Origin of the sequence: Pseudomonas sp. FFUP_PS_473, from assembly GCF_002858665.1 — a bacterium.
Taxonomy (GTDB): domain Bacteria; phylum Pseudomonadota; class Gammaproteobacteria; order Pseudomonadales; family Pseudomonadaceae; genus Aquipseudomonas; species Aquipseudomonas defluvii.
In genome coordinates this window covers 1-19,926 of the sequence record NZ_PJQQ01000056.1, presented here as the reverse complement: position 1 = coordinate 19,926, position 19,926 = coordinate 1, and the positions used below count along the sequence as shown (strand labels likewise).

The 19,926-nt window shown below is 60.8% G+C and carries 22 protein-coding genes; 21 read left to right on the top strand and 1 reads right to left on the bottom strand.

Annotated features, from left to right (window positions below):
- Positions 1–106: 106 nt before the first annotated feature.
- Complete coding sequence (suhB, locus tag CYD26_RS23785) at positions 107–922, bottom strand: inositol-phosphate phosphatase (RefSeq protein WP_065761348.1); 816 nt, start codon at positions 920–922, stop codon at positions 107–109.
- A 145-nt stretch (positions 923–1,067) separates the two neighbouring features.
- Here suhB and trmJ point away from each other — a divergent pair, with 145 nt between their 5' ends.
- The 21 genes from trmJ to CYD26_RS23680 all read left to right on the top strand — a co-directional run bounded on the left by trmJ (position 1,068) and on the right by CYD26_RS23680 (position 19,701).
- Positions 1,068–1,841 (top strand): tRNA (cytosine(32)/uridine(32)-2'-O)-methyltransferase TrmJ, encoded by a 774-nt coding sequence (gene trmJ, locus CYD26_RS23780; RefSeq protein ID WP_065761349.1) that lies wholly within the window; start codon positions 1,068–1,070, stop codon positions 1,839–1,841.
- A complete protein-coding gene (gene cysE / locus CYD26_RS23775; RefSeq protein WP_102053818.1) occupies positions 1,842–2,609 on the top strand; it encodes a serine O-acetyltransferase in 768 nt (255 codons plus the stop codon). It begins immediately after the preceding gene.
- 152 nt (positions 2,610–2,761) lie between these two features.
- A complete protein-coding gene (iscR, locus tag CYD26_RS23770; RefSeq protein WP_065761351.1) occupies positions 2,762–3,253 on the top strand; it encodes a Fe-S cluster assembly transcriptional regulator IscR in 492 nt (163 codons plus the stop codon).
- Between the two features lie 42 nt (positions 3,254–3,295).
- On the top strand, positions 3,296–4,510 hold the full coding sequence (locus CYD26_RS23765; protein ID WP_065761352.1) for an IscS subfamily cysteine desulfurase: 1,215 nt from the start codon (positions 3,296–3,298) through the stop codon (positions 4,508–4,510).
- A 46-nt stretch (positions 4,511–4,556) separates the two neighbouring features.
- On the top strand, positions 4,557–4,943 hold the full coding sequence (gene iscU / locus CYD26_RS23760; protein WP_002552476.1) for a Fe-S cluster assembly scaffold IscU: 387 nt from the start codon (positions 4,557–4,559) through the stop codon (positions 4,941–4,943).
- 28 nt (positions 4,944–4,971) lie between these two features.
- Entirely contained in the window at positions 4,972–5,295 is a 324-nt protein-coding gene (gene iscA / locus CYD26_RS23755; RefSeq protein ID WP_065761353.1) for an iron-sulfur cluster assembly protein IscA, read from the top strand.
- 8 nt (positions 5,296–5,303) lie between these two features.
- Positions 5,304–5,825, top strand: a complete 522-nt coding sequence (gene hscB, locus CYD26_RS23750; RefSeq protein WP_065761354.1) for a co-chaperone HscB — start codon at positions 5,304–5,306, stop codon at positions 5,823–5,825.
- Positions 5,826–5,866: 41 nt separating this feature from the next.
- Complete coding sequence (gene hscA / locus CYD26_RS23745; protein ID WP_065761355.1) at positions 5,867–7,729, top strand: Fe-S protein assembly chaperone HscA; 1,863 nt, start codon at positions 5,867–5,869, stop codon at positions 7,727–7,729.
- A gap of 3 nt (positions 7,730–7,732) precedes the next feature.
- A complete protein-coding gene (fdx, locus tag CYD26_RS23740) occupies positions 7,733–8,074 on the top strand; it encodes an ISC system 2Fe-2S type ferredoxin (protein ID WP_065761356.1) in 342 nt (113 codons plus the stop codon).
- 14 nt (positions 8,075–8,088) lie between these two features.
- Entirely contained in the window at positions 8,089–8,289 is a 201-nt protein-coding gene (iscX, locus tag CYD26_RS23735) for a Fe-S cluster assembly protein IscX (protein ID WP_065761357.1), read from the top strand.
- 90 nt (positions 8,290–8,379) lie between these two features.
- The gene (ndk, locus tag CYD26_RS23730; RefSeq protein ID WP_065761358.1) at positions 8,380–8,805 is read left to right on the top strand and encodes a nucleoside-diphosphate kinase; all 426 of its coding nucleotides are present in this window, start codon (positions 8,380–8,382) and stop codon (positions 8,803–8,805) included.
- Between the two features lie 28 nt (positions 8,806–8,833).
- A complete protein-coding gene (gene rlmN / locus CYD26_RS23725; protein ID WP_065761359.1) occupies positions 8,834–9,979 on the top strand; it encodes a 23S rRNA (adenine(2503)-C(2))-methyltransferase RlmN in 1,146 nt (381 codons plus the stop codon).
- 13 nt (positions 9,980–9,992) lie between these two features.
- Entirely contained in the window at positions 9,993–10,751 is a 759-nt protein-coding gene (pilW, locus tag CYD26_RS23720; protein WP_099773610.1) for a type IV pilus biogenesis/stability protein PilW, read from the top strand.
- Positions 10,751–11,803 (top strand): RodZ domain-containing protein, encoded by a 1,053-nt coding sequence (locus CYD26_RS23715; protein WP_065761361.1) that lies wholly within the window; start codon positions 10,751–10,753, stop codon positions 11,801–11,803. Before pilW ends, CYD26_RS23715 begins: the two co-directional genes overlap by 1 nt.
- Positions 11,804–11,806: 3 nt before the next feature.
- Positions 11,807–12,916: a flavodoxin-dependent (E)-4-hydroxy-3-methylbut-2-enyl-diphosphate synthase gene (gene ispG, locus CYD26_RS23710; protein ID WP_065761362.1), complete on the top strand. Its 1,110-nt coding sequence runs from the start codon at positions 11,807–11,809 to the stop codon at positions 12,914–12,916.
- A 23-nt stretch (positions 12,917–12,939) separates the two neighbouring features.
- The gene (gene hisS, locus CYD26_RS23705; RefSeq protein WP_065761363.1) at positions 12,940–14,229 is read left to right on the top strand and encodes a histidine--tRNA ligase; all 1,290 of its coding nucleotides are present in this window, start codon (positions 12,940–12,942) and stop codon (positions 14,227–14,229) included.
- 39 nt (positions 14,230–14,268) lie between these two features.
- Positions 14,269–14,910, top strand: coding sequence for a YfgM family protein (locus tag CYD26_RS23700; protein ID WP_065761364.1), 642 nt, complete (start codon positions 14,269–14,271; stop codon positions 14,908–14,910).
- A complete protein-coding gene (gene bamB, locus CYD26_RS23695; RefSeq protein WP_218197067.1) occupies positions 14,903–16,054 on the top strand; it encodes an outer membrane protein assembly factor BamB in 1,152 nt (383 codons plus the stop codon). The genes CYD26_RS23700 and bamB overlap by 8 nt, the downstream gene beginning before the upstream one ends.
- 116 nt (positions 16,055–16,170) lie before the next feature.
- Positions 16,171–17,637 carry a ribosome biogenesis GTPase Der gene (der, locus tag CYD26_RS23690; RefSeq protein ID WP_099773612.1) on the top strand — a complete coding sequence of 489 codons (1,467 nt, stop codon included), beginning with the start codon at positions 16,171–16,173 and terminating at the stop codon, positions 17,635–17,637.
- A gap of 136 nt (positions 17,638–17,773) precedes the next feature.
- Positions 17,774–18,922 (top strand): pyridoxal phosphate-dependent aminotransferase, encoded by a 1,149-nt coding sequence (locus CYD26_RS23685; protein ID WP_099773613.1) that lies wholly within the window; start codon positions 17,774–17,776, stop codon positions 18,920–18,922.
- Entirely contained in the window at positions 18,910–19,701 is a 792-nt protein-coding gene (locus tag CYD26_RS23680; RefSeq protein WP_065761960.1) for an amidohydrolase, read from the top strand. Before CYD26_RS23685 ends, CYD26_RS23680 begins: the two co-directional genes overlap by 13 nt.
- Positions 19,702–19,926 lie beyond the last annotated feature (225 nt).

The window sequence follows — 19,926 nt, the reverse complement described above, 5'->3', positions numbered from 1 at the left end:
CAAACGGGTTGCGCTAACGCGCAACGCGCCATGCCTGGCGCACAACAAAAAGCCCCTGGCCTTTCGGTCAGGGGCTTTGTCGTTAGCCTTGTTGCTTGGCTGGAACTCAGCGTTTCAGCGAGGCCGGCAGGTGCGGCTGGATGGCCGTCAGTACCGCCTTGAAGCACTTGATGTTGCCGGCAACGATATGGCCTTTTTCCAGGAAGTCGTGACCGCCGGTGAAGTCGCTCACCAGGCCGCCCGCTTCTTGAATCAGCAGGGTGCCTGCAGCCATGTCCCATTCAGACAGGCCCGACTCCCAGAACGCATCAAAGCGACCGGCGGCCACATAGGCCAGGTCGAGGCTGGCGGCGCCAGCGCGGCGGATGCCTGCGGTCTGGCCAACCAGGGAGCGGAACATGCCCAGGTAGTTGTCCAGGTTGTCCATCTGGTTGTCACGGAATGGGAAGCCGGTGCCCAGCAGTGCGCCTTCCAGGCTGGTGCGGGAGCTGACGCGCAGGCGACGACCGTTCAGTTGGGCGCCACGGCCACGGCTGGCGGTGAATTCTTCCTGGCGGACAGGGTCCAGAACTACGGCGTGTTCCAGGCGGCCGCGGTACTTGCAGGCGATGCTGACAGCGAAGTGTGGTACGCCACGCAGGAAGTTGGTGGTGCCGTCCAGTGGGTCAATGATCCACAGGTAGTCTTCACCTTCGCCGCTGCCGGCGTGCAGGCCGGTTTCTTCGCCGTAGATGGCGTGGGTAGGGTAAGCCTTGCGCAGGGCCGCGATGATGGTTTGCTCGGCGGCGCGGTCGACCTCGGACACGTAGTCCTTGGCGTCCTTCTCATCAACCTTGATGGTATCCAGGCGCTCGATGGAGCGGAAAATCAGTTCACTGGCGCTGCGGGCGGCGCGCAGCGCGATATTCAGCATGGGCTGCATGGACGTTTCACCTGGGTCGTTAAAGAAAGCCGAACATTCTATCAGAAAACTTTCTGTGAAGAAGGGTGACATTTGCTTTCGTAGCGTAACGTCGGTCGGTTCTGTAAGATTTGCTCCCCCTTTACCGTGTCTGTGAGCCCTTGCCGTGCTGCAAAATATTCGTGTTGTCCTGGTCAATACCAGCCACCCCGGCAATATCGGTGGGGCTGCGCGTGCCATGAAGAACATGGGCTTGTCGCGTCTGGTACTGGTCGATCCGCTCCATTTCCCCTCCCACGAAGCCAGTGCTCGTGCATCGGGTGCCGATGACGTGCTGGCGGGTGCCCAGGTGGTGGCCACGCTTGAAGAGGCGCTGGTCGGTTGTACGTTGGTGATCGGTACCAGTGCCCGTGATCGGCGCATCCCCTGGCCGATGCTCGACCCGCGCGAGTGTGGCGCGAAGGTGGTCGAGGATGCCGGGCAGGGCGCTGAAGTCGCCCTGGTGTTCGGGCGTGAGCACTCCGGCCTGACCAACGACGAGCTGCAGCGATGTCATTATCACGTGCATATCCCGTCCAACCCCGACTTCAGTTCGCTGAACCTTGGGGCCGCCGTGCAGGTGCTCGCCTATGAGGTGCGCATGGCATGGCTGGCCATCGAGGGGCGGCCGTCGAAAGTCGAGAAAGTCGAAGTGGCGTCGGTACGCAGTGGCGAGCTGGCGACCATGGATGAGATGGAGCTGTTCTACGAGCATTTGGAAAAGACCCTGGTCGAGATCGGTTTTCTCGACCCGGAGAAGCCCAAGCACCTGATGTCGCGCTTGCGTCGACTGTATGGGCGTAGTTCGGTGAATCGTTCGGAAATGAGTATTTTGCGCGGCATCCTCACGGAAACCCAGAAAATGGCCCGTGGCGAGCCGCATAAGCGGAAGGATCAATAGATGTTCGAGCGTCTGCGTGAAGATATCCAGAGCGTTTTCCACCGTGATCCGGCGGCGCGCAATGCCTTTGAGGTGCTGACCTGCTACCCGGGTATGCACGCAATCTGGCTGCACCGTGCAGCGCATGCCCTGTGGGTGCGGGAGTGGAAGTGGCTGGCGCGGTTGGTGTCGAACTTCGGCCGTTGGCTGACCGGCATCGAAATTCACCCGGGTGCCAAGGTGGGGCGGCGTTTCTTCATCGATCACGGTATGGGTATCGTGATTGGCGAGACGGCCGAGATCGGCAACGATGTCACCCTGTACCAGGGCGTGACGCTTGGCGGTACCAGCTGGAACAAGGGTAAGCGCCACCCCACGCTGAAAGATGGCGTGGTCGTGGGTGCTGGTGCCAAGGTGCTCGGCCCGTTCACGGTCGGTGCCGGGGCCAAGATCGGCTCCAACGCCGTGGTGACCAAGGCCGTGCCGGCCGGTGCCACGGCGGTAGGTATTCCGGGGCGCATCATCGTCAAGACCGATGCCGAGCAGGAAGCCAAGCGCAAGGCCATGTTTGATGCCTACGGCGTCAGCGAAGACATGCCAGACCCGGTCGCGCGCGCCATTGGTCAGTTGCTTGATCACCTGCATGCGGTGGATGGGCGCCTGGAGGACATGTGCGGTGCCTTGAAAAACCTGGGCAGTGACTACTGTGCCAAGGAGCTGCCTGCCTTGCGCGACGAGGACTTTGCCGAGGTCAAGGCCGAGCCGCGTAGCGACGCCGCGACGCATTGACAGAAGGGGCGTGTGCTCACGCCCCGACTTTGCTATTATTCCGCCGCCGTCCAGGCTCAATCCCGACTAAAGCACTAGGTCTTATAGTTGACTTAAATGCTCGGGAATAGCATACTCGCTCACATCCCGTAACTCCGTGGTACCTACTAGCCATGCGACTGACTACAAAAGGCCGATACGCCGTGACCGCCATGCTCGACCTGGCATTGCACGCGCAGCATGGGCCGGTGTCCCTGGCCGACATTTCCGAGCGCCAAGGCATTTCCCTCTCTTATCTGGAGCAGCTGTTTGCCAAGCTGCGTCGTAGCAGTCTGGTTTCCAGTGTGCGCGGTCCGGGCGGTGGCTATCAGCTGTCGCGAGACATGGGGAGCATTCAAGTCGCGCAAGTTATCGATGCGGTCAATGAATCGGTCGATGCTACGCGCTGCCAGGGCCTGGGTGATTGCCACGCCGGCGATACCTGCCTGACTCACCACCTGTGGTGCGATCTCAGCCAGCAGATTCACGAATTCCTCAGCGGTATCAGCCTGGCTGACCTTGTCACTCGCAGTGACGTACAAGAGGTCGCCCAGCGTCAGGACTTGCGTCGAATCGCAGGCCGGGCACCGCAGCTGGACAAGATTGAGACGTCCGCCGTCGAATGACCGTTTCGACGCGCGACGCGACCGCCTGATAGGAGATATTCAATGAAGTTGCCGATCTACCTCGATTACTCCGCGACCACGCCGGTCGACCCACGCGTCGCGCAGAAAATGAGCGAGTGCCTGCTGGTCGACGGAAACTTCGGTAACCCGGCCTCGCGCTCCCATGTTTTTGGCTGGAAAGCCGAAGAGTCGGTCGAAAATGCTCGTCGCCAGGTTGCTGACCTGGTCAATGCCGATCCGCGGGAAATTGTCTGGACCAGCGGTGCCACCGAGTCCGACAACCTGGCAATCAAGGGTGTCGCGCACTTCTATTCGACCAAGGGCAAGCACCTCATCACCTCCAAGATCGAGCACAAGGCGGTCCTGGACACCATGCGCCAACTGGAGCGTGAAGGTTTTGAAGTCACCTACATCGAGCCCGGTGAAGACGGCCTGATTACCCCGGCCATGGTTGAAGCGGCACTGCGTGACGACACCATCCTGGTTTCGGTCATGCACGTGAACAACGAAATCGGCACCATCAACGACATCGCCGCCATCGGTGAGCTGACCCGCTCCCGTGGCGTGCTGTTCCATGTCGACGCGGCCCAGTCCACTGGCAAGGTCGAAATCGACCTGCAGAAGCTGAAGGTCGACCTGATGTCCTTCTCGGCCCACAAGACCTACGGCCCTAAAGGTATCGGCGCGCTGTACGTCAGCCGCAAGCCTCGCGTGCGCCTGGAAGCCACCATGCATGGTGGCGGTCACGAGCGTGGCATGCGCTCCGGCACCCTGGCCACCCACCAGATCGTCGGCATGGGTGAAGCCTTTGCCATCGCCAAGCAGGAAATGGCCAGCGAAAACCAGCGTATCAAGGCCCTGAGCGAGCGCTTCTTCAAGCAGGTCGAAGGCCTGGAAGAACTGTACGTCAACGGCAGCATGACCGCCCGCGTACCGCACAACCTGAACCTGAGCTTCAACTACGTCGAAGGCGAGTCGCTGATCATGGCGCTCAAGGACCTGGCCGTTTCGTCCGGTTCGGCCTGCACCTCGGCCTCGCTGGAGCCGTCCTACGTGCTGCGCGCCCTAGGCCGCAACGACGAGCTGGCACACAGTTCTATCCGTTTCACCTTCGGTCGCTTCAGCACTGAAGAAGAAATCGACTACGCCGCGCAGAAAGTGTGCGAGGCAGTTACCAAGCTGCGCGAATTGTCGCCGCTGTGGGACATGTACAAAGACGGCGTCGACATCTCCAAGATCGAGTGGGCTGCGCACTAAGTAGTCGCCAGCAAGAGCGGCTCTCTGATGAGGAAGGAATTGCACCATGGCATACAGTGAAAAGGTCATCGACCATTACGAAAACCCGCGTAACGTCGGCAAGATGAATGCCGAGGACCCGGATGTCGGTACCGGCATGGTTGGCGCACCTGCGTGCGGCGACGTCATGCGCCTGCAGATCAAGGTCAACGAGCAGGGTGTTATCGAAGACGCCAAGTTCAAGACCTATGGCTGCGGTTCGGCTATCGCTTCCAGCTCCCTGGCCACTGAGTGGATGAAGGGCAAGACGCTGGACGAGGCTGAAACCATCAAGAACACTCAGCTGGCTGAAGAACTGGCGCTGCCGCCGGTTAAAATCCACTGCTCGGTACTCGCCGAAGACGCCATCAAGGCGGCCGTTCGTGATTACAAGCAGAAGAAAGGCTTGCTCTAAGTCGCTTGTTGCAGGTTAAGGAGTTCCGATGGCTATCAGCATGACAGAAGCCGCCGCCAACCATGTGCGGCGCTCCCTCGAAGGACGTGGCAAGGGTGAAGGCATTCGCCTGGGCGTACGTACCACCGGCTGCTCCGGTCTGGCCTACGTGCTGGAGTTCGTCGACGAGCAGGGCAGTGAGGACCAGGTCTTCGAAAGCCATGGCGTGAAGGTGATCATCGACCCGAAAAGCCTGGTTTACCTTGACGGTACCGAGCTCGATTTCGTCAAGGAAGGGTTGAACGAAGGCTTCAAGTTCAACAACCCCAACGTGCGCGGTGAGTGTGGCTGCGGCGAAAGCTTCAACGTTTGAGGCAGATTGTGGGTACTCCTTGTCATTTCGCCCTGTTTGACCTGCAACCAGGCTTCCGCCTGGACCTCGACAAGTTGGCCGCGCGTTATCGCGAGCTGGCCCGCGAGGTCCATCCGGACCGCTTCGCCGATGCTTCCGAGCGCGAGCAGCGCTTGGCGCTGGAGCGTTCGGCTGGCCTCAATGAAGCCTACCAGACGCTCAAGAGCGCGCCGCGACGTGCCCGTTACCTGCTGGCGATCGGCGGCCATGAAGTGCCGCAGGAAGTCACCGTCCACGACCCTCAGTTCCTGCTGCAGCAGATGCAGTGGCGCGAGGAGCTCGAAGACCTGCAGGACAGTGCCGACCTCGAGGGCGTTGCAGCCTTCAAGCACCGCTTGAAAGTTGCTCAGGAGGCCCTCAATGAGGACTTCGCCGCTTGCTGGGATGTGGCTGCGCAGCGTGAGCAGGCCGAGCGCCTGATGCGCCGCATGCAGTTCCTCGACAAGCTCGCCTACGAAGTGCGCCAGTTGGAAGAGCGCCTCGACGATTAACCCGGTGCCGCCCTGGCGGCCCCTCTGGTACCCGAATAAGCATGGCCCTACTGCAGATCGCTGAACCCGGTCAGAGCCCTCAGCCCCACCAGCGTCGTCTGGCGGTGGGCATCGACCTTGGCACCACCAATTCGCTGGTCGCTGCGCTGCGCAGCGGTCTTTCCGAACCACTGGCCGACTCCGAAGGTCGGGTTATCCTGCCGTCTGCGGTGCGTTACCACGCTGACCGCGTCGAGGTCGGGCATTCAGCCAAGGCGGCTGCCTCCAGCGACCCGCTCAATACCGTATTGTCGGTCAAGCGCCTGATGGGGCGTGGCCTGGCGGATGTCAAACAGTTGGGTGATCAACTGCCTTACCGCTTTGTCGGCGGTGAATCGCACATGCCGTTCATCGATACCGTGCAGGGTGCGAAAAGCCCTGTAGAGGTTTCGGCCGAGATCCTGCGGGTGCTGCGCCAGCGTGCTGAAGACACCCTCGGGGGTGAACTGGTGGGTGCGGTGATCACCGTGCCAGCGTATTTCGACGACGCTCAGCGCCAGGCCACCAAGGACGCCGCCAAGCTGGCGGGCCTCAATGTATTGCGCCTGCTCAACGAGCCAACCGCGGCCGCGGTGGCCTATGGCCTGGACCAGAATGCCGAAGGCCTGGTGGCCATCTATGACCTGGGTGGCGGTACCTTCGATATTTCCATCCTGCGCCTGACCGGCGGCGTGTTTGAAGTGCTGGCTACCGGCGGCGACAGTGCCCTGGGCGGCGACGATTTCGATCACGCCATTGCCAGCTGGATCGTTGAGCAGGCCGGCCTGTCGGCTGACCTCGATCCGGGCGCGCAGCGCCAACTGCTGCAAACGGCGTGTGCCGCCAAGGAAGCCCTGACCACGGCCGATAGCGTGCCGGTGGCTTACGGTCAATGGCAGGCTGAGCTGACCCGCGAAGCGTTTGATGCGCTGATTGAGCCGATGGTCGCACGCAGCCTCAAGGCTTGCCGTCGTGCGGTGCGCGACAGTGGCATTGAGCTGGACGAAGTCGGGGCCGTGGTAATGGTCGGCGGCTCGACCCGCGTGCCGCGTGTGCGCGAGGCGGTTGGCGCACTGTTTGGGCGTACGCCACTGACCGAAATCGACCCGGATCAGGTCGTGGCCATTGGCGCTGCCATTCAGGCGGATACCCTGGCTGGTAATCGTCGCGACGGTGGCGAGTTGCTGCTGCTTGACGTGATCCCGCTGTCCTTGGGCCTTGAGACCATGGGCGGCCTTATGGAAAAGGTGATTCCGCGCAACACCACGATCCCGGTGGCACGCGCTCAGGAGTTCACCACCTACAAAGACGGCCAGACAGCCATGATGATTCATGTGCTGCAGGGCGAGCGTGAGCTGATCAGCGACTGCCGTTCCCTGGCGCGTTTCGAGCTGCGTGGCATCCCGGCGATGGTTGCCGGTGCCGCAAAAATCCGTGTGACCTTCCAGGTCGACGCCGATGGCCTGCTCAGCGTGGCGGCCCGTGAACTGGGTTCGGGTGTCGAGGCCAGCATTCAGGTCAAGCCGTCCTACGGTCTGACCGACGGTGAGATCGCCCGCATGCTCAAGGACTCCTTCGAGCACGCCGGCTTCGACAAGACCGCCCGTCAGTTGCGCGAGCACCAGGTCGATGCTCAGCGCCTGATCGAGGCGGTGCAAGGCGCCCTGGATGTCGATGGTGACCGTTTGCTCAGCGCCGAAGAGCGTCTGGCGATCGAGCATCAGATGCACGAGTTGCGTGAATTGATGAACGGCACCGATGGCGCGGCCATCGAGCAGCAGACCAAGCGTCTGTCGCAGGTGACCGATGCTTTTGCAGCCCGCCGCCTTGATTCGACGGTAAAAGCCGCGTTGGCCGGGCGCAACCTGAATGAGATCGAGGAATAACTGATGCCGCAGGTGATTTTTCTGCCCCACGAGAAGTTCTGTCCGGACGGTCTTGTGGTGGAGGTGGAGCCGGGTACTAATATCCTGGAGTTGGCCCACGAGCACCATATCGAGATGGAAAGCGCATGTGGCGGCGTGTGCGCCTGCACCACTTGCCATTGCATCGTGCGTGAAGGTTTCGATTCGCTCGAGGAAGCTGACGAGCTCGAAGAAGACATGCTCGATAAGGCCTGGGGCCTGGAGCGCCAGTCGCGTCTGGCCTGTCAGGTATTCGTGGGTGAGGAAGACCTGACCATCGAGATTCCGAAGTACACGATCAACCTGGCCGCCGAAGCGCCGCACTGATTCAAGGAGCCATCATGAGTCTGAAATGGGTTGATGTACTTGAAATTGCAATCCAGCTTGCCGAAAGCAAGCCGGAAGTCGATCCTCGTTATGTGAACTTCGTCGATCTGCATCAGTGGGTTCTGGCTTTGCCGGAGTTCAGCGACGATCCACAGCGTGGCGGCGAGAAGGTTCTGGAAGCGATCCAGGCCGCCTGGATCGACGAAGCCGACTGAGTACGCTCGGCAGGTTAGGCAATCCCTAAGAACCCGCGTATAATTCGCGGGTTTAATTTTTCGCTTCACTTACTGTTTCTGGAGTTTTCCATGGCTGTTCAACGTACTTTCTCGATCATCAAGCCTGACGCAGTTGCCAAGAACGTCATCGGCGAGATCACCACTCGTTTCGAAAAAGCCGGCCTGCGCGTCGTCGCTTCGAAAATGAAGCAACTGTCCAAAGCCGAAGCTGAAGGCTTCTACGCTGAGCACAGCGCTCGTGGCTTCTTCGGCGACCTGGTTGCCTTCATGACCTCCGGTCCAGTTGTTGTCCAGGTTCTGGAAGGCGAAAACGCCATCGCTCTGAACCGTGAGCTGATGGGCGCTACCAACCCTAAAGAAGCTGCTGCCGGTACCATCCGCGCTGACTTCGCTGAGTCCATCGACGCCAACGCCGTACACGGTTCGGACTCCGAAGCCGCTGCTGCTCGCGAAATCGCTTACTTCTTCGCAGCTACTGAAGTAACCACTCGCTAAGCGAAGGCTGACGAGTGAGGGTGAATCCATGACGACATCGACTGGCAAAATCAACCTGTTGGGTCTAACCCAGCCGGAAATGGAAAAATTCTTCGACTCAATCGGGGAGAAGCGCTTCCGTGCCGGTCAGGTCATGAAGTGGATTCACCACTTTGGCGTTGATGATTTCGACGCCATGACCAACGTCGGCAAGGCCTTGCGCGAAAAGCTCAAGGCCTGTGCCGAGGTTCGCGGTCCGGAAGTGGTCAGCGAGGACATCTCCAGCGACGGTACCCGCAAATGGGTCGTGCGCGTGGCGTCCGGCAGCTGCGTCGAGACCGTCTACATCCCCCAGGGCAAGCGTGGCACGCTGTGTGTCTCGTCCCAGGCCGGTTGCGCCCTGGACTGCAGTTTCTGCTCCACCGGCAAGCAAGGTTTCAACAGCAACCTCACCGCCGCCGAAGTCATCGGCCAGGTGTGGATTGCCAACAAGTCGTTCGGCACTGTACCGGCCAAGATCGACCGTGCCATCACCAACGTGGTGATGATGGGCATGGGCGAGCCGCTGCTGAACTTCGACAACGTCGTCGCGGCCATGCATTTGATGATGGACGACCTCGGCTATGGCATTTCCAAGCGCCGGGTGACCCTGTCCACCTCCGGCGTGGTACCGATGATCGATGAGCTGGCCAAGCACATCGACGTCTCCCTGGCACTTTCGCTGCACGCGCCGAACGATGCGCTGCGCAACGAACTGGTGCCGATCAACAAGAAGTACCCGCTCAGCGTGGTGCTCGACTCGTGCATGCGCTACATGTCCGAGCTGGGCGAAAAGCGCGTACTGACCATCGAGTACACCCTGCTCAAGGACGTCAACGACAAGCTCGAACATGCCGTGGAAATGGCCGAGCTGCTGAAAAACGTTCCGTGCAAGATCAACCTGATTCCGTTCAACCCGTTCCCGCATTCCGGTTACGAGCGGCCGAGCAACAACGCTATCCGCCGTTTCCAGGACCACCTGCATCATGCCGGCTACAACGTGACGGTACGCACCACCCGTGGTGAAGACATCGACGCGGCATGTGGTCAGTTGGTCGGTCAGGTCATGGATCGCACCCGTCGTAGTGAGCGTTACATCGCCGTTCGTCAGTTGAATGCTGATGGTGATGCGCCGAACACGGCCGTGCAGAACTGAAGAGAGGATCTCCATGACCCCACGCGCTGCGCTGCCGATCCTGCTGGTCGCTCTGTTGGCAGGCTGTGCGTCGACCGGTGAGCCTGGTACGCCGGTCAGCAGCAAGGCGCGGGTCGAGGCGGTTCAGGCGTATGTGCAGTTGGGCCTGGGGTACTTGAAGCAGGGGTTGACCGAGCGTGCCAAGTGGCCGTTGAAAAAGGCCCTTGAACTCAATGCTGACGATGCTGATGCGCATGCTGCCCTGGCCCTGGTGTTCCAGGCTGAAGGTGAAGCGGCACTGGCAGAGCAGCACTTTCGCAAGGCGCTGGCGCAGGCCCCGGACAACACCCGAATTCGCAACAATTTCGGCAGCTTCCTTTATGCTCAAGGCCGCTACACCGATGCCGAGCAGATGTTTCGTCGCGCGGCTGCCGATACCCTGTATCCTGAACGTTCGCGGGTGTTCGAAAGCCTGGGGCTAACCGCCTTGAAGCTCGATCAGCGCGAGCAGGCGCGGGAATACCTGGAAAAGGCTTTACGGCTCAACCGTCATCAACCCCATGCGTTGTTGGAAATGGCTGAGTTGTCTTACGAAGACAGGCATTATGTGCCGGCCCGAGACTTCTACGATCGTTTCAGCCAACTGAGCGACCCCAATGCCCGCAGCCTGCTGCTGGGCAGTCGCCTGGCAACGGTGTTTGAAGAATCGAACAAGGCCGCCGAGCTGGGCCTGCAATTACAACGACTTTATCCCGGTACGCCGGAATATCAGCAATACCTGTCGGAGCAATGATGAAAGCGGCGCATCCCGAAGCAGTAGCAGCGACTCGCGAGAATCCCGGTGAGATTTTGCGTCAGGCCCGTGAAAACAGGGGCTGGTCGCAGGCCGAAGTGGCCCACAAGCTCAACTTGACCGTGAGTTCCCTGAGCAATCTTGAAGCCGGCGCCTTCGACAAGCTGCCTGGGCATACCTTTGCCCGTGGTTATATCCGTGCCTACGCCAAGTTGCTCGACATGGATCAGGCAGCGTTGGTTCAGGCCTTTGACCAGTGCACTGGCACCCATGCCCAGGGCAGCGATGTGCATGCCTTGGGCCGTATTGAAGAGCCTGTGCGGTTGTCGCATAACATTTTGCGTGGCGTAAGCCTCGTGCTGCTGCTGGCGGTGGTCGGTGGTGGTTATTTCTGGTGGCAGGATCAAACCCGTCGGCATGGCAAGGACCTGGCGACCATTGCCATGGAGCATGTCGAGGTCGAGAGCGCCGACGGCACGACGCAAATCCATCCGCTGGACGAGCCGGAAGATCAGGCCGTCGATGCATCGCAACAACCGCAAAGCACTGATTTGAGCCTTGAACAGGCCCAGCCAGACGTGGAAGCCCCTGCACCTGCGAGCGAACCAGCAGCGGCCGTGGCTCCAGCCGCGCCAGTGGCTGTGACGCCTGCCAAACCCGCTGCTGCAGCGGTCGTGCCGGCAGCGCCAGCCGCTCCGGCTGCACCTGTGGTACCTGTGGTACCTGTTGCGCCGGCCAAGCCCGTCGTGCCGGCTCCGGCCCCAATTGTGGCCCCGGCTGTCGTCGCGGCCGCAGAGCCTGCGGTTGCAGGCAGTGGCAAGGTGCATGTTCAATTCAATGCCGATTGCTGGACGTCAGTTATCGACGGCAACGGCAAGGTGCTGTTCAGTGCCATCAAGCGCAAGGGCGACAGCCTGGACGTCAGCGGCAAGCCACCGTTTGCGGTGCGCTTCGGCTACGCCAAGGGCGTGCAACTGAGCTACAACGGTCAGCCAGTCGACCTTGCGCCGTTCACCAGTGGCGAGACCGCTCGCCTGAAGTTGGGACAATAAGTCATGCACGGCGAATCTCCGATCAAACGGCGCGAATCCCGGAAAATCTGGGTAGGTAATGTACCTGTCGGCGGCGATGCACCCATTGCCGTCCAGAGCATGACCAACACCGATACCAACGATGTCGCCGCCACCGTGGCGCAGATCAACCGGCTGGTCGATGCCGGTGTCGATATCGTGCGTGTCTCGGTACCGGACATGGACGCTGCCGAAGCGTTTGGCAAGATCAAGCAACAGGTCAGCGTGCCCTTGGTGGCAGACATCCACTTCGACTACCGCATTGCCTTGCGCGTGGCCGAACTGGGTGTCGACTGCCTGCGTATCAACCCGGGCAACATCGGTCGTGAAGACCGTGTGCGTGCGGTGGTCGATGCGGCACGTGACCGTGGTATCCCGATCCGCATTGGCGTCAACGCCGGTTCGCTGGAAAAGGACCTGCAGAAAAAGTACGGTGAACCGACCCCGGCTGCGCTGGTTGAGTCGGCCCTGCGCCATGTCGAGCACCTCGATCGCCTGGACTTCCAGGACTTCAAGGTCAGCGTGAAGGCGTCCGATGTGTTCATGGCCGTCGAAGCCTACCGCTTGCTTGCCAAGCAGATCATCCAGCCGTTGCACCTGGGTATCACCGAAGCCGGTGGCCTGCGTTCGGGGACGGTAAAATCGGCGGTTGGCCTGGGCATGCTGCTTGCCGAAGGGATTGGCGATACTATCCGCATCTCGCTGGCGGCCGATCCGGTCGAAGAAGTGAAGGTCGGTTACGACATCCTCAAGTCGCTGCACCTGCGTTCGCGTGGTATCAACTTCATCGCCTGCCCGAGCTGCTCGCGGCAGAATTTCGATGTGGTCAAGACCATGAACGAGCTGGAAGGGCGCCTGGAAGACTTGCTGGTACCGCTGGACGTTGCGGTCATCGGCTGTGTGGTCAATGGCCCCGGTGAAGCCAAGGAAGCCCATGTCGGGCTGACCGGTGGTACGCCGAACCTGATCTACATCGATGGCAAGCCGTCGCAGAAACTGACCAATGACAACCTGGTTGATGAGCTGGAAAAGCTTATCCGCCAGAAAGCGGCCGAGAAGGCCGAGGCCGACGCGGCGCTGATCGCCCGCGGCTGACACCGTATCGCTAAGGATTTCCCGTGAGCAAATCGCTGCAAGCCATCCGTGGCATGAACGACATTCTGCCCGAGCAGACCCCGCTATGGCGCTACTTCGAGAGCACCGTGGCCGGCCTGCTCGACACCTACGGCTATCGTCAGATTCGTACGCCGATTGTCGAGTTCACCGAGCTGTTCAAGCGCTCGATTGGTGAAGTGACCGACATCGTCGAGAAAGAGATGTACACCTTCGCCGACCGTAACGGCGACTCGCTGACCCTGCGCCCTGAAGGCACGGCCGCCTGCGTTCGCGCGGTGCTGGAGCACGGCATCAGCGGCGGCGGCCAGGTACAGAAACTGTGGTACATCGGCCAGATGTTCCGCCACGAGCGTCCGCAGAAAGGCCGCTACCGTCAGTTCCACCAGATCGGTGTCGAGGTCTTCAACCTCGACGGTCCGGACATCGACGCTGAGCTGATCGTCCTGACCTGGCGCCTGTGGGGCCTGCTGGGCATTCGCGACGCGGTCAAGCTTGAGCTGAACAGCCTGGGCACCAGCGAAGCCCGTGCGCGCTATCGCGATGCCCTGGTCGAGTTCCTCTCGGCACGCCTGAGCGAACTGGACGAAGACAGCCAGCGCCGCCTGAAAAGCAATCCGCTGCGTATCCTCGACAGCAAGGACCCGAACACCCAGGCGGTACTGGTCGGTGCGCCGAAGCTTGAGGAATACCTGGACGAAGAGTCTCGCGTGCACTTCGAAGGCCTGAAGGCGCGCCTGGATGCCGCTGGCATTCCTTACGTCATCAATACCAAGCTGGTACGCGGCCTGGACTACTACAGCAAAACCGTGTTCGAGTGGGTCACCGACAAGCTCGGTTCCCAGGGTACCGTGTGCGCGGGTGGCCGTTACGATGGTCTGGTCGAGCAGATGGGCGGCAAGCCGACCCCGGGCGTTGGTTTCGCCATGGGTATCGAGCGCTTGATCCTGCTGCTGGAAACCCTGGAGCAGATCCCCGAGTCGATCAACCGTCAGGTCGATGTCTACCTGTGTGCGTTCGGCGAGCAGGCCGAGCTGGCTGGCCTGACCCTGAGCGAGAAGCTGCGTGATCGTCTGCCGGGCCTGCGTCTGCAGGTGAACGCCGGTGGTGGCAGCTTCAAGAGCCAGTTCAAGAAGGCCGACAAGAGCGCAGCGCTGTTCGCCTTGATCCTGGGGGACGACGAACTGGCGCAACAAGTGGTAGGTTTCAAACCCCTGCGTGGTCAGGGCGAACAACAAAACATTGCCTGGGATGCTCTGGCCGAGCACCTGGAAGCTTCCCTCGCGCAGGCGTGAAGCGGGTCAACAGCCGATTTGGTGAAAAGGAGTATTGGGGTGTCGAGTACCGATGATGAACAGCTGGCGGCATTCAAGGACTGGTGGCAGCGTAACGGCAAGCCACTGGTAACCGGTGGCCTGCTGGCGCTGGTGGTGGTATTCGGCTGGCAGGCCTGGCAAAAGTACCAGGGCAATCAGTCGCAAGGCGCCTCCAACCTCTACCAGGCCTTGCTGGAAACGACCCTCACGCCGAGCGGTCAGCCTGATACCGCCAAGGTTGCCGAACTGTCCGGCAAGCTCAAGAGCGAGTTCGGCGGTTCTGCCTATGCGCAGTACGCCAGCCTGTTCGTGGCCAAGGTTGCGGTTGAAAGCGGCAAGCTGGATGACGCAGCCGCTGAGCTGAAGAGCGTTATGGACAAGCCGGCCGACGCCACGCTGGGCGAGATCGCCCGCCAGCGTCTGGCCCGCGTGCTGGCTGCGCAGAACAAGGCTGACGAGGCCCTGAAACTGCTTGATGGTGATGCCGACAAAGCCTTCCTTGCCAGCCGTGAAGAGCTCAAGGGCGACCTGCTGGTGCAACTGGGCCGCAGTGCTGATGCCCATAGCGCTTATGAGAAGGCCAAGGCGGCGCTCTCTGACGATGCCGCCATCGGTGGCCTGCAACTCAAGCTCGACGACCTGGCCAAAGGGGATGCCTGACGTGATCGCATGGAAACCTGCCGCAGTGCTGGCCTTGGCTCTTCTGGCCGTGGGTTGCAGCAGCAACAGTAAAAAGGAACTGCCGCCGGCCGAGCTGACTTCGTTCACCGAAGAAGTGGTGCTGAAAAAGCAATGGAGTCGTTCGATCGGTGATGGTCAGGGCGAAACCTTCAATATGCTCGTTCCGGCTATCGAGAACGACCGTATCTATGCTGCGGACGTCAACGGCCTGGTCATGGGCCTTGATCGTCTGAACGGCGACGTGATCTGGAAGAAGAAGCTGGAACTGCCGGTTTCCGGCGCCGTCGGTGTTGGCTATGGCCTGGTCATGGTCGGTACCCTCAAGGGTGACGTCATTGCCCTGGATGCCAGCACCGGTGAAGAAAAGTGGCGCTCGCGCGTTACCAGCGAAGTGCTGGCACCGCCTGCCACCAACGGTGACGTGGTTGTCGTTCAGACTCAGGACGACCGCGTGATCGGTCTGGATGCCAGCACGGGTGACCGCCGCTGGATCTATGAAAGCACCCCGGCCGTACTGACCCTGCGTGGCACAGGCGCGCCGATCGTGACCAACCGTCTGGCGGTTGCCGGGCTGTCGACCGGCAAGGTCATCGCCCTTGATACCCAGAACGGTGTACCGGTCTGGGAACAGCGCGTGGCCATCCCGCAAGGCCGTTCCGAGCTGGACCGTGTCGTGGACATCGATGGTGGTTTGCTGCTGTCGGGTGGTGTGATCTACGTTGCTAGCTACCAGGGTCGTGTTGCCGGCCTGGAACTGGAAAGCGGTCGTGTGCTCTGGCAGCGTGATGCTTCCAGTTCGGCAGGTGTCGCTCAAGGTTTCGGTAACGTCTACGTGAGCGAAGCAACGGGCGCGGTCGAAGGTATCGATGAGCGTTCGTCCACCGCACTATGGAGCAACGATTCGCTGGCACGTCGCCAGCTGTCGGCCCCTGAGGTGTTCTCCAGCTATGTGGCAGTCGGTGACCTTGAGGGTTACCTGCACTTGCTGAGCCAGGTCGATGGTCGTTTCGTTGGCCGTGAGCGCATCGACAGTGACGGCCTGCGCGCGCGTCCGCTAGTGGTGGGTGACACGATTTATGTGTATGGCAACAGCGGCAAGCTGGAAGCGCTGACCATTCGCTGAGTCTATGCTTGAGGCCTGCAAGGGCCTCGGGTTGCGGCACTTTGGTGCCGTCCGAACTCCGGCCGCTGCTGTGCAGCGGCCTTTGTATTTTTTGAATTTACGCAGTGGAGAGCCGCATGGTTCCCGTAATCGCCTTGGTGGGCCGGCCGAACGTCGGTAAATCCACCATGTTCAACCGCCTGACCAAGACCCGCGACGCCATCGTCGGCGACCTGTCCGGTCTGACCCGCGACCGCCAGTATGGTGAGGCGCGCTGGCAAGGGCGTTCTTACATTCTGGTCGACACCGGTGGTATTTCCGGTGACGAGCAGGGCATGGACGAAAAAATGGCCGAGCAGTCGCTGCTGGCCATTGAAGAAGCCGATGTAGTCCTGTTCCTGGTGGATGCCCGTGCGGGCCTGACCGCCGCCGACCAGATGATTTCCGAGCACCTGCGCAAGCGCAACAAGCGCTCGTACCTGGTGGCGAACAAGATCGACAACATCGATCCGCAGATGGCCATCGCCGAATTCTCGCCACTGGGCATGGGCAATGCCTTGCCGGTGGCCGGTTCCCAGGGCCGTGGTATCAATGGCCTGCTGGAAACCGTGCTGGGTGAGTTCCCGCGCGACAAGGACGAGGAAGAAGTCGACCTTAACGTCGCCGAGGGCGAGGAGGCCGTGCGCATTCCTGGTCCGAGCGAGAAGGACGGGATCAAGATCGCCATCATCGGTCGTCCAAACGTCGGCAAGTCGACGCTGGTCAACCGTATGCTCGGCGAAGAGCGGGTGATCGTCTATGACCAACCCGGCACCACCCGCGACAGTATCTACATTCCGTTCGAGCGTAATGAAGAGAAATACACCCTGATCGACACGGCCGGGGTGCGCAAGCGCGGCAAGATCCACGAGGAAGTTGAAAAATTCTCGGTGGTGAAGACCCTGCAGGCGATCAAGGACGCCAACGTGGTGATCTTCGTCATGGACGCCCGCGAAGGCGTGGTTGACCATGACCTGAACCTGTTGGGCTTCGCCCTGGAAGCGGGCCGTGCGCTGGTGATCGCCCTGAACAAATGGGACGGCATGCAGCCTAGCGAACGCGACTACGTGAAGACCGAGCTGGAGCGCCGGCTGTTCTTCGTCGACTTCGCCGACATTCACTTCATTTCGGCGCTGCACGGCACTGGCGTGGGCAACCTGTATCAATCGGTACAGGCCTCGTTCAAGTCTGCGGTGACCCGTTGGCCGACCAGCCGCCTGACCCAGATCCTCGAGGACGCGGTCAGCGAGCACCAGCCGCCGATGGTCAATGGTCGCCGGATCAAACTGCGTTATGCCCACCTTGGTGGCGCCAACCCGCCGCTAATCGTGATCCACGGCAACCAGGTCGAAAAGGTGCCGAAGTCGTATTCGCGCTACCTTGAAAACACCTATCGCCGGGTACTGAAGCTGGTCGGTACGCCGATCCGCATCGAGTACAAGGGCAGCGACAACCCGTACGAAGGCAACAAGAACACGCTGACCGACCGCCAGGTCAACAAGAAGCGTCGTTTGATGTCGCACCACAAGAAAGCCGAGAAGAAGCGCAAAGACAAGCGCAAGTAAGCTTTCAGGCCTAATCGCCGGCTGTGCCGGCGATTAGGATCACCTAACCTTTTTCCTGACCGTTCAATCCGCTATGCTCGGGGGCTTACCTCCCGTGCCGCCTCGAGCCGGATGTTCTGTGTAGAAAGAGGGTTACATGATCAGCAGCAAGTTGCCGAACGTCGGCACGACCATCTTTACCACCATGTCCCAGCTCGCCGCGCAAACCGGCGCCCTGAACCTGTCCCAAGGGTTTCCCGACTTCAATGGCCCGCAAGAACTGCTCGATGCGGTAGGCCGCCATATTGCTGCCGGGCACAATCAGTATTCGCCGATGACCGGCTTGCCCGCCTTGCGTGAGCAGGTTGCAGCAAAGATCGCCCGCAGTTATGGCGTAACGGTTGATGCCGACACTGAAGTGACCATTACTCCCGGTGCGACGGAAGCTATTTTCTGTGCCATCCATGCGGTGATTCGCGCGGGTGACGAAGTGATCGTTTTCGACCCGTGCTACGACAGCTATGAGCCGTCGGTGGCGTTGGCCGGTGGTCGCTGCGTGCATGTGCAGTTGAACCCTAACGATTTCTCCATCGACTGGCAGAAATTCAGCGATGCGCTCAGCCCGCGTACGCGGATGATCATTCTGAACTCGCCACACAACCCGAGTGGGGCGCTGATCAGCCGTGCCGAGCTGGACCAGTTGGCGGCATTGATTGCCGAGCGCGATATCTACCTGATCAGCGATGAAGTCTACGAACACCTGGTGTTCGATGGCGTAAGCCACGCCAGCGTTCTGGCCCATGAGGCCCTGTATCAGCGCGCTTTTGTGGTCAGCTCGTTCGGCAAGACGTATCACGTTACGGGTTGGAAAACCGGTTATGTGGTTGCGCCGCCGGCCTTGAGCGCGGAATTGCGCAAGGTTCACCAGTACGTGAACTTCTGCGGCGTGACCCCGCTGCAATGGGCGCTGGCTGACTTCATGGCTGCGCACCCGGAGCATGTCGAAGAATTGCCAGCCTTCTACCAGGCCAAGCGTGATCTGTTCTGCGACTTGCTGACGCCCTCGCGCTTCACCTTCAGCCGGGCTGCGGGCACCTATTTCCAGTTGGTGGACTATTCGCAGATCCGCCCCGACCTTAACGATCTCGAGATGTCCGTGTGGTTGACCCGTGAACACGGCGTGGCGACCATCCCGGTATCGGTGTTCTACCAGCAACCTATTCCCGAACAGCGCCTGGTGCGTCTGTGTTTTGCCAAACGCGAGGAGACGCTGCGCCAAGCAGCGGAGAAACTATGCGCGATCTGAGCTCACTGCCTAACCTGAGCGTTGCCCTGGTCCAGACCACATTGGCGTGGCAGGACCGGTTGGCCAACTATGAACATTTTGAAACCCTGATGGAACAGGCCCGTGGCAGCGATTTGATTGTGCTGCCGGAGATGTTCACGACCGGGTTTTCCATGGACTCCGAACGCCTAGCAGAGCCTGAGAATGGCCCGACGTACAAATGGCTCAAAAGCCAGGCGAAGAAGCTCAACGCGGTGATCACCGGCAGTGTGATCATCCAGGCCGCGGACGGCAGCCATCGTAATCGGCTGCTCTGGGCGCGCCCAGACGGCGAAATCCTGCACTATGACAAGCGTCACCTGTTCCGTATGGCCGGCGAGCACAAGCACTACACGCCCGGCGAGCGCCAGGTGCAGTTCGAGATCAACGGCTGGCGGGTGCGCCCACTGATTTGCTATGACCTGCGTTTCCCGGTCTGGAGCCGTGACCCTCAGGACACCGACCTGCTGCTCTATACCGCCAACTGGCCGGCAGCACGGCGTCAGCACTGGAACCGGTTGTTGCCGGCTCGCGGTATCGAGAACCTCTGTTATGTGGCCGCGGTGAACCGGGTGGGTACAGACGGCAAAGGCTTTGCCTACACGGGCGACAGCCAGGTGCTGGATTTCCAGGGTGAGAGCCTGCTCAGCGCGGGAGAGGCGGATGGTGTATTTACCGTGGTGTTGAGCGCAGCCGACCTGGCAGCCTACCGTACGCGTTTCCCGGCGAACCTGGACGCCGACGTCTTCGAGTTGCAGTAAGCGTTATCGCAGGCAAGCCAGCTCCAACAGAATGTGCAACCTGTAGGAGCCGGGCTTGCCCGCGATACAGACGCCGCGAACTCACTGGCACTGTGCCGAGGCTATCGCAGGCAAGCCAGCTCCAACAGAAAGTGCAACCTGTAGGAGCCGGGCTTGCCCGCGATGCAGCCGCCGCGAACTCACGGCCACCCCACCGACGCCATCGCAGGCAAGCCAGCTCCAACA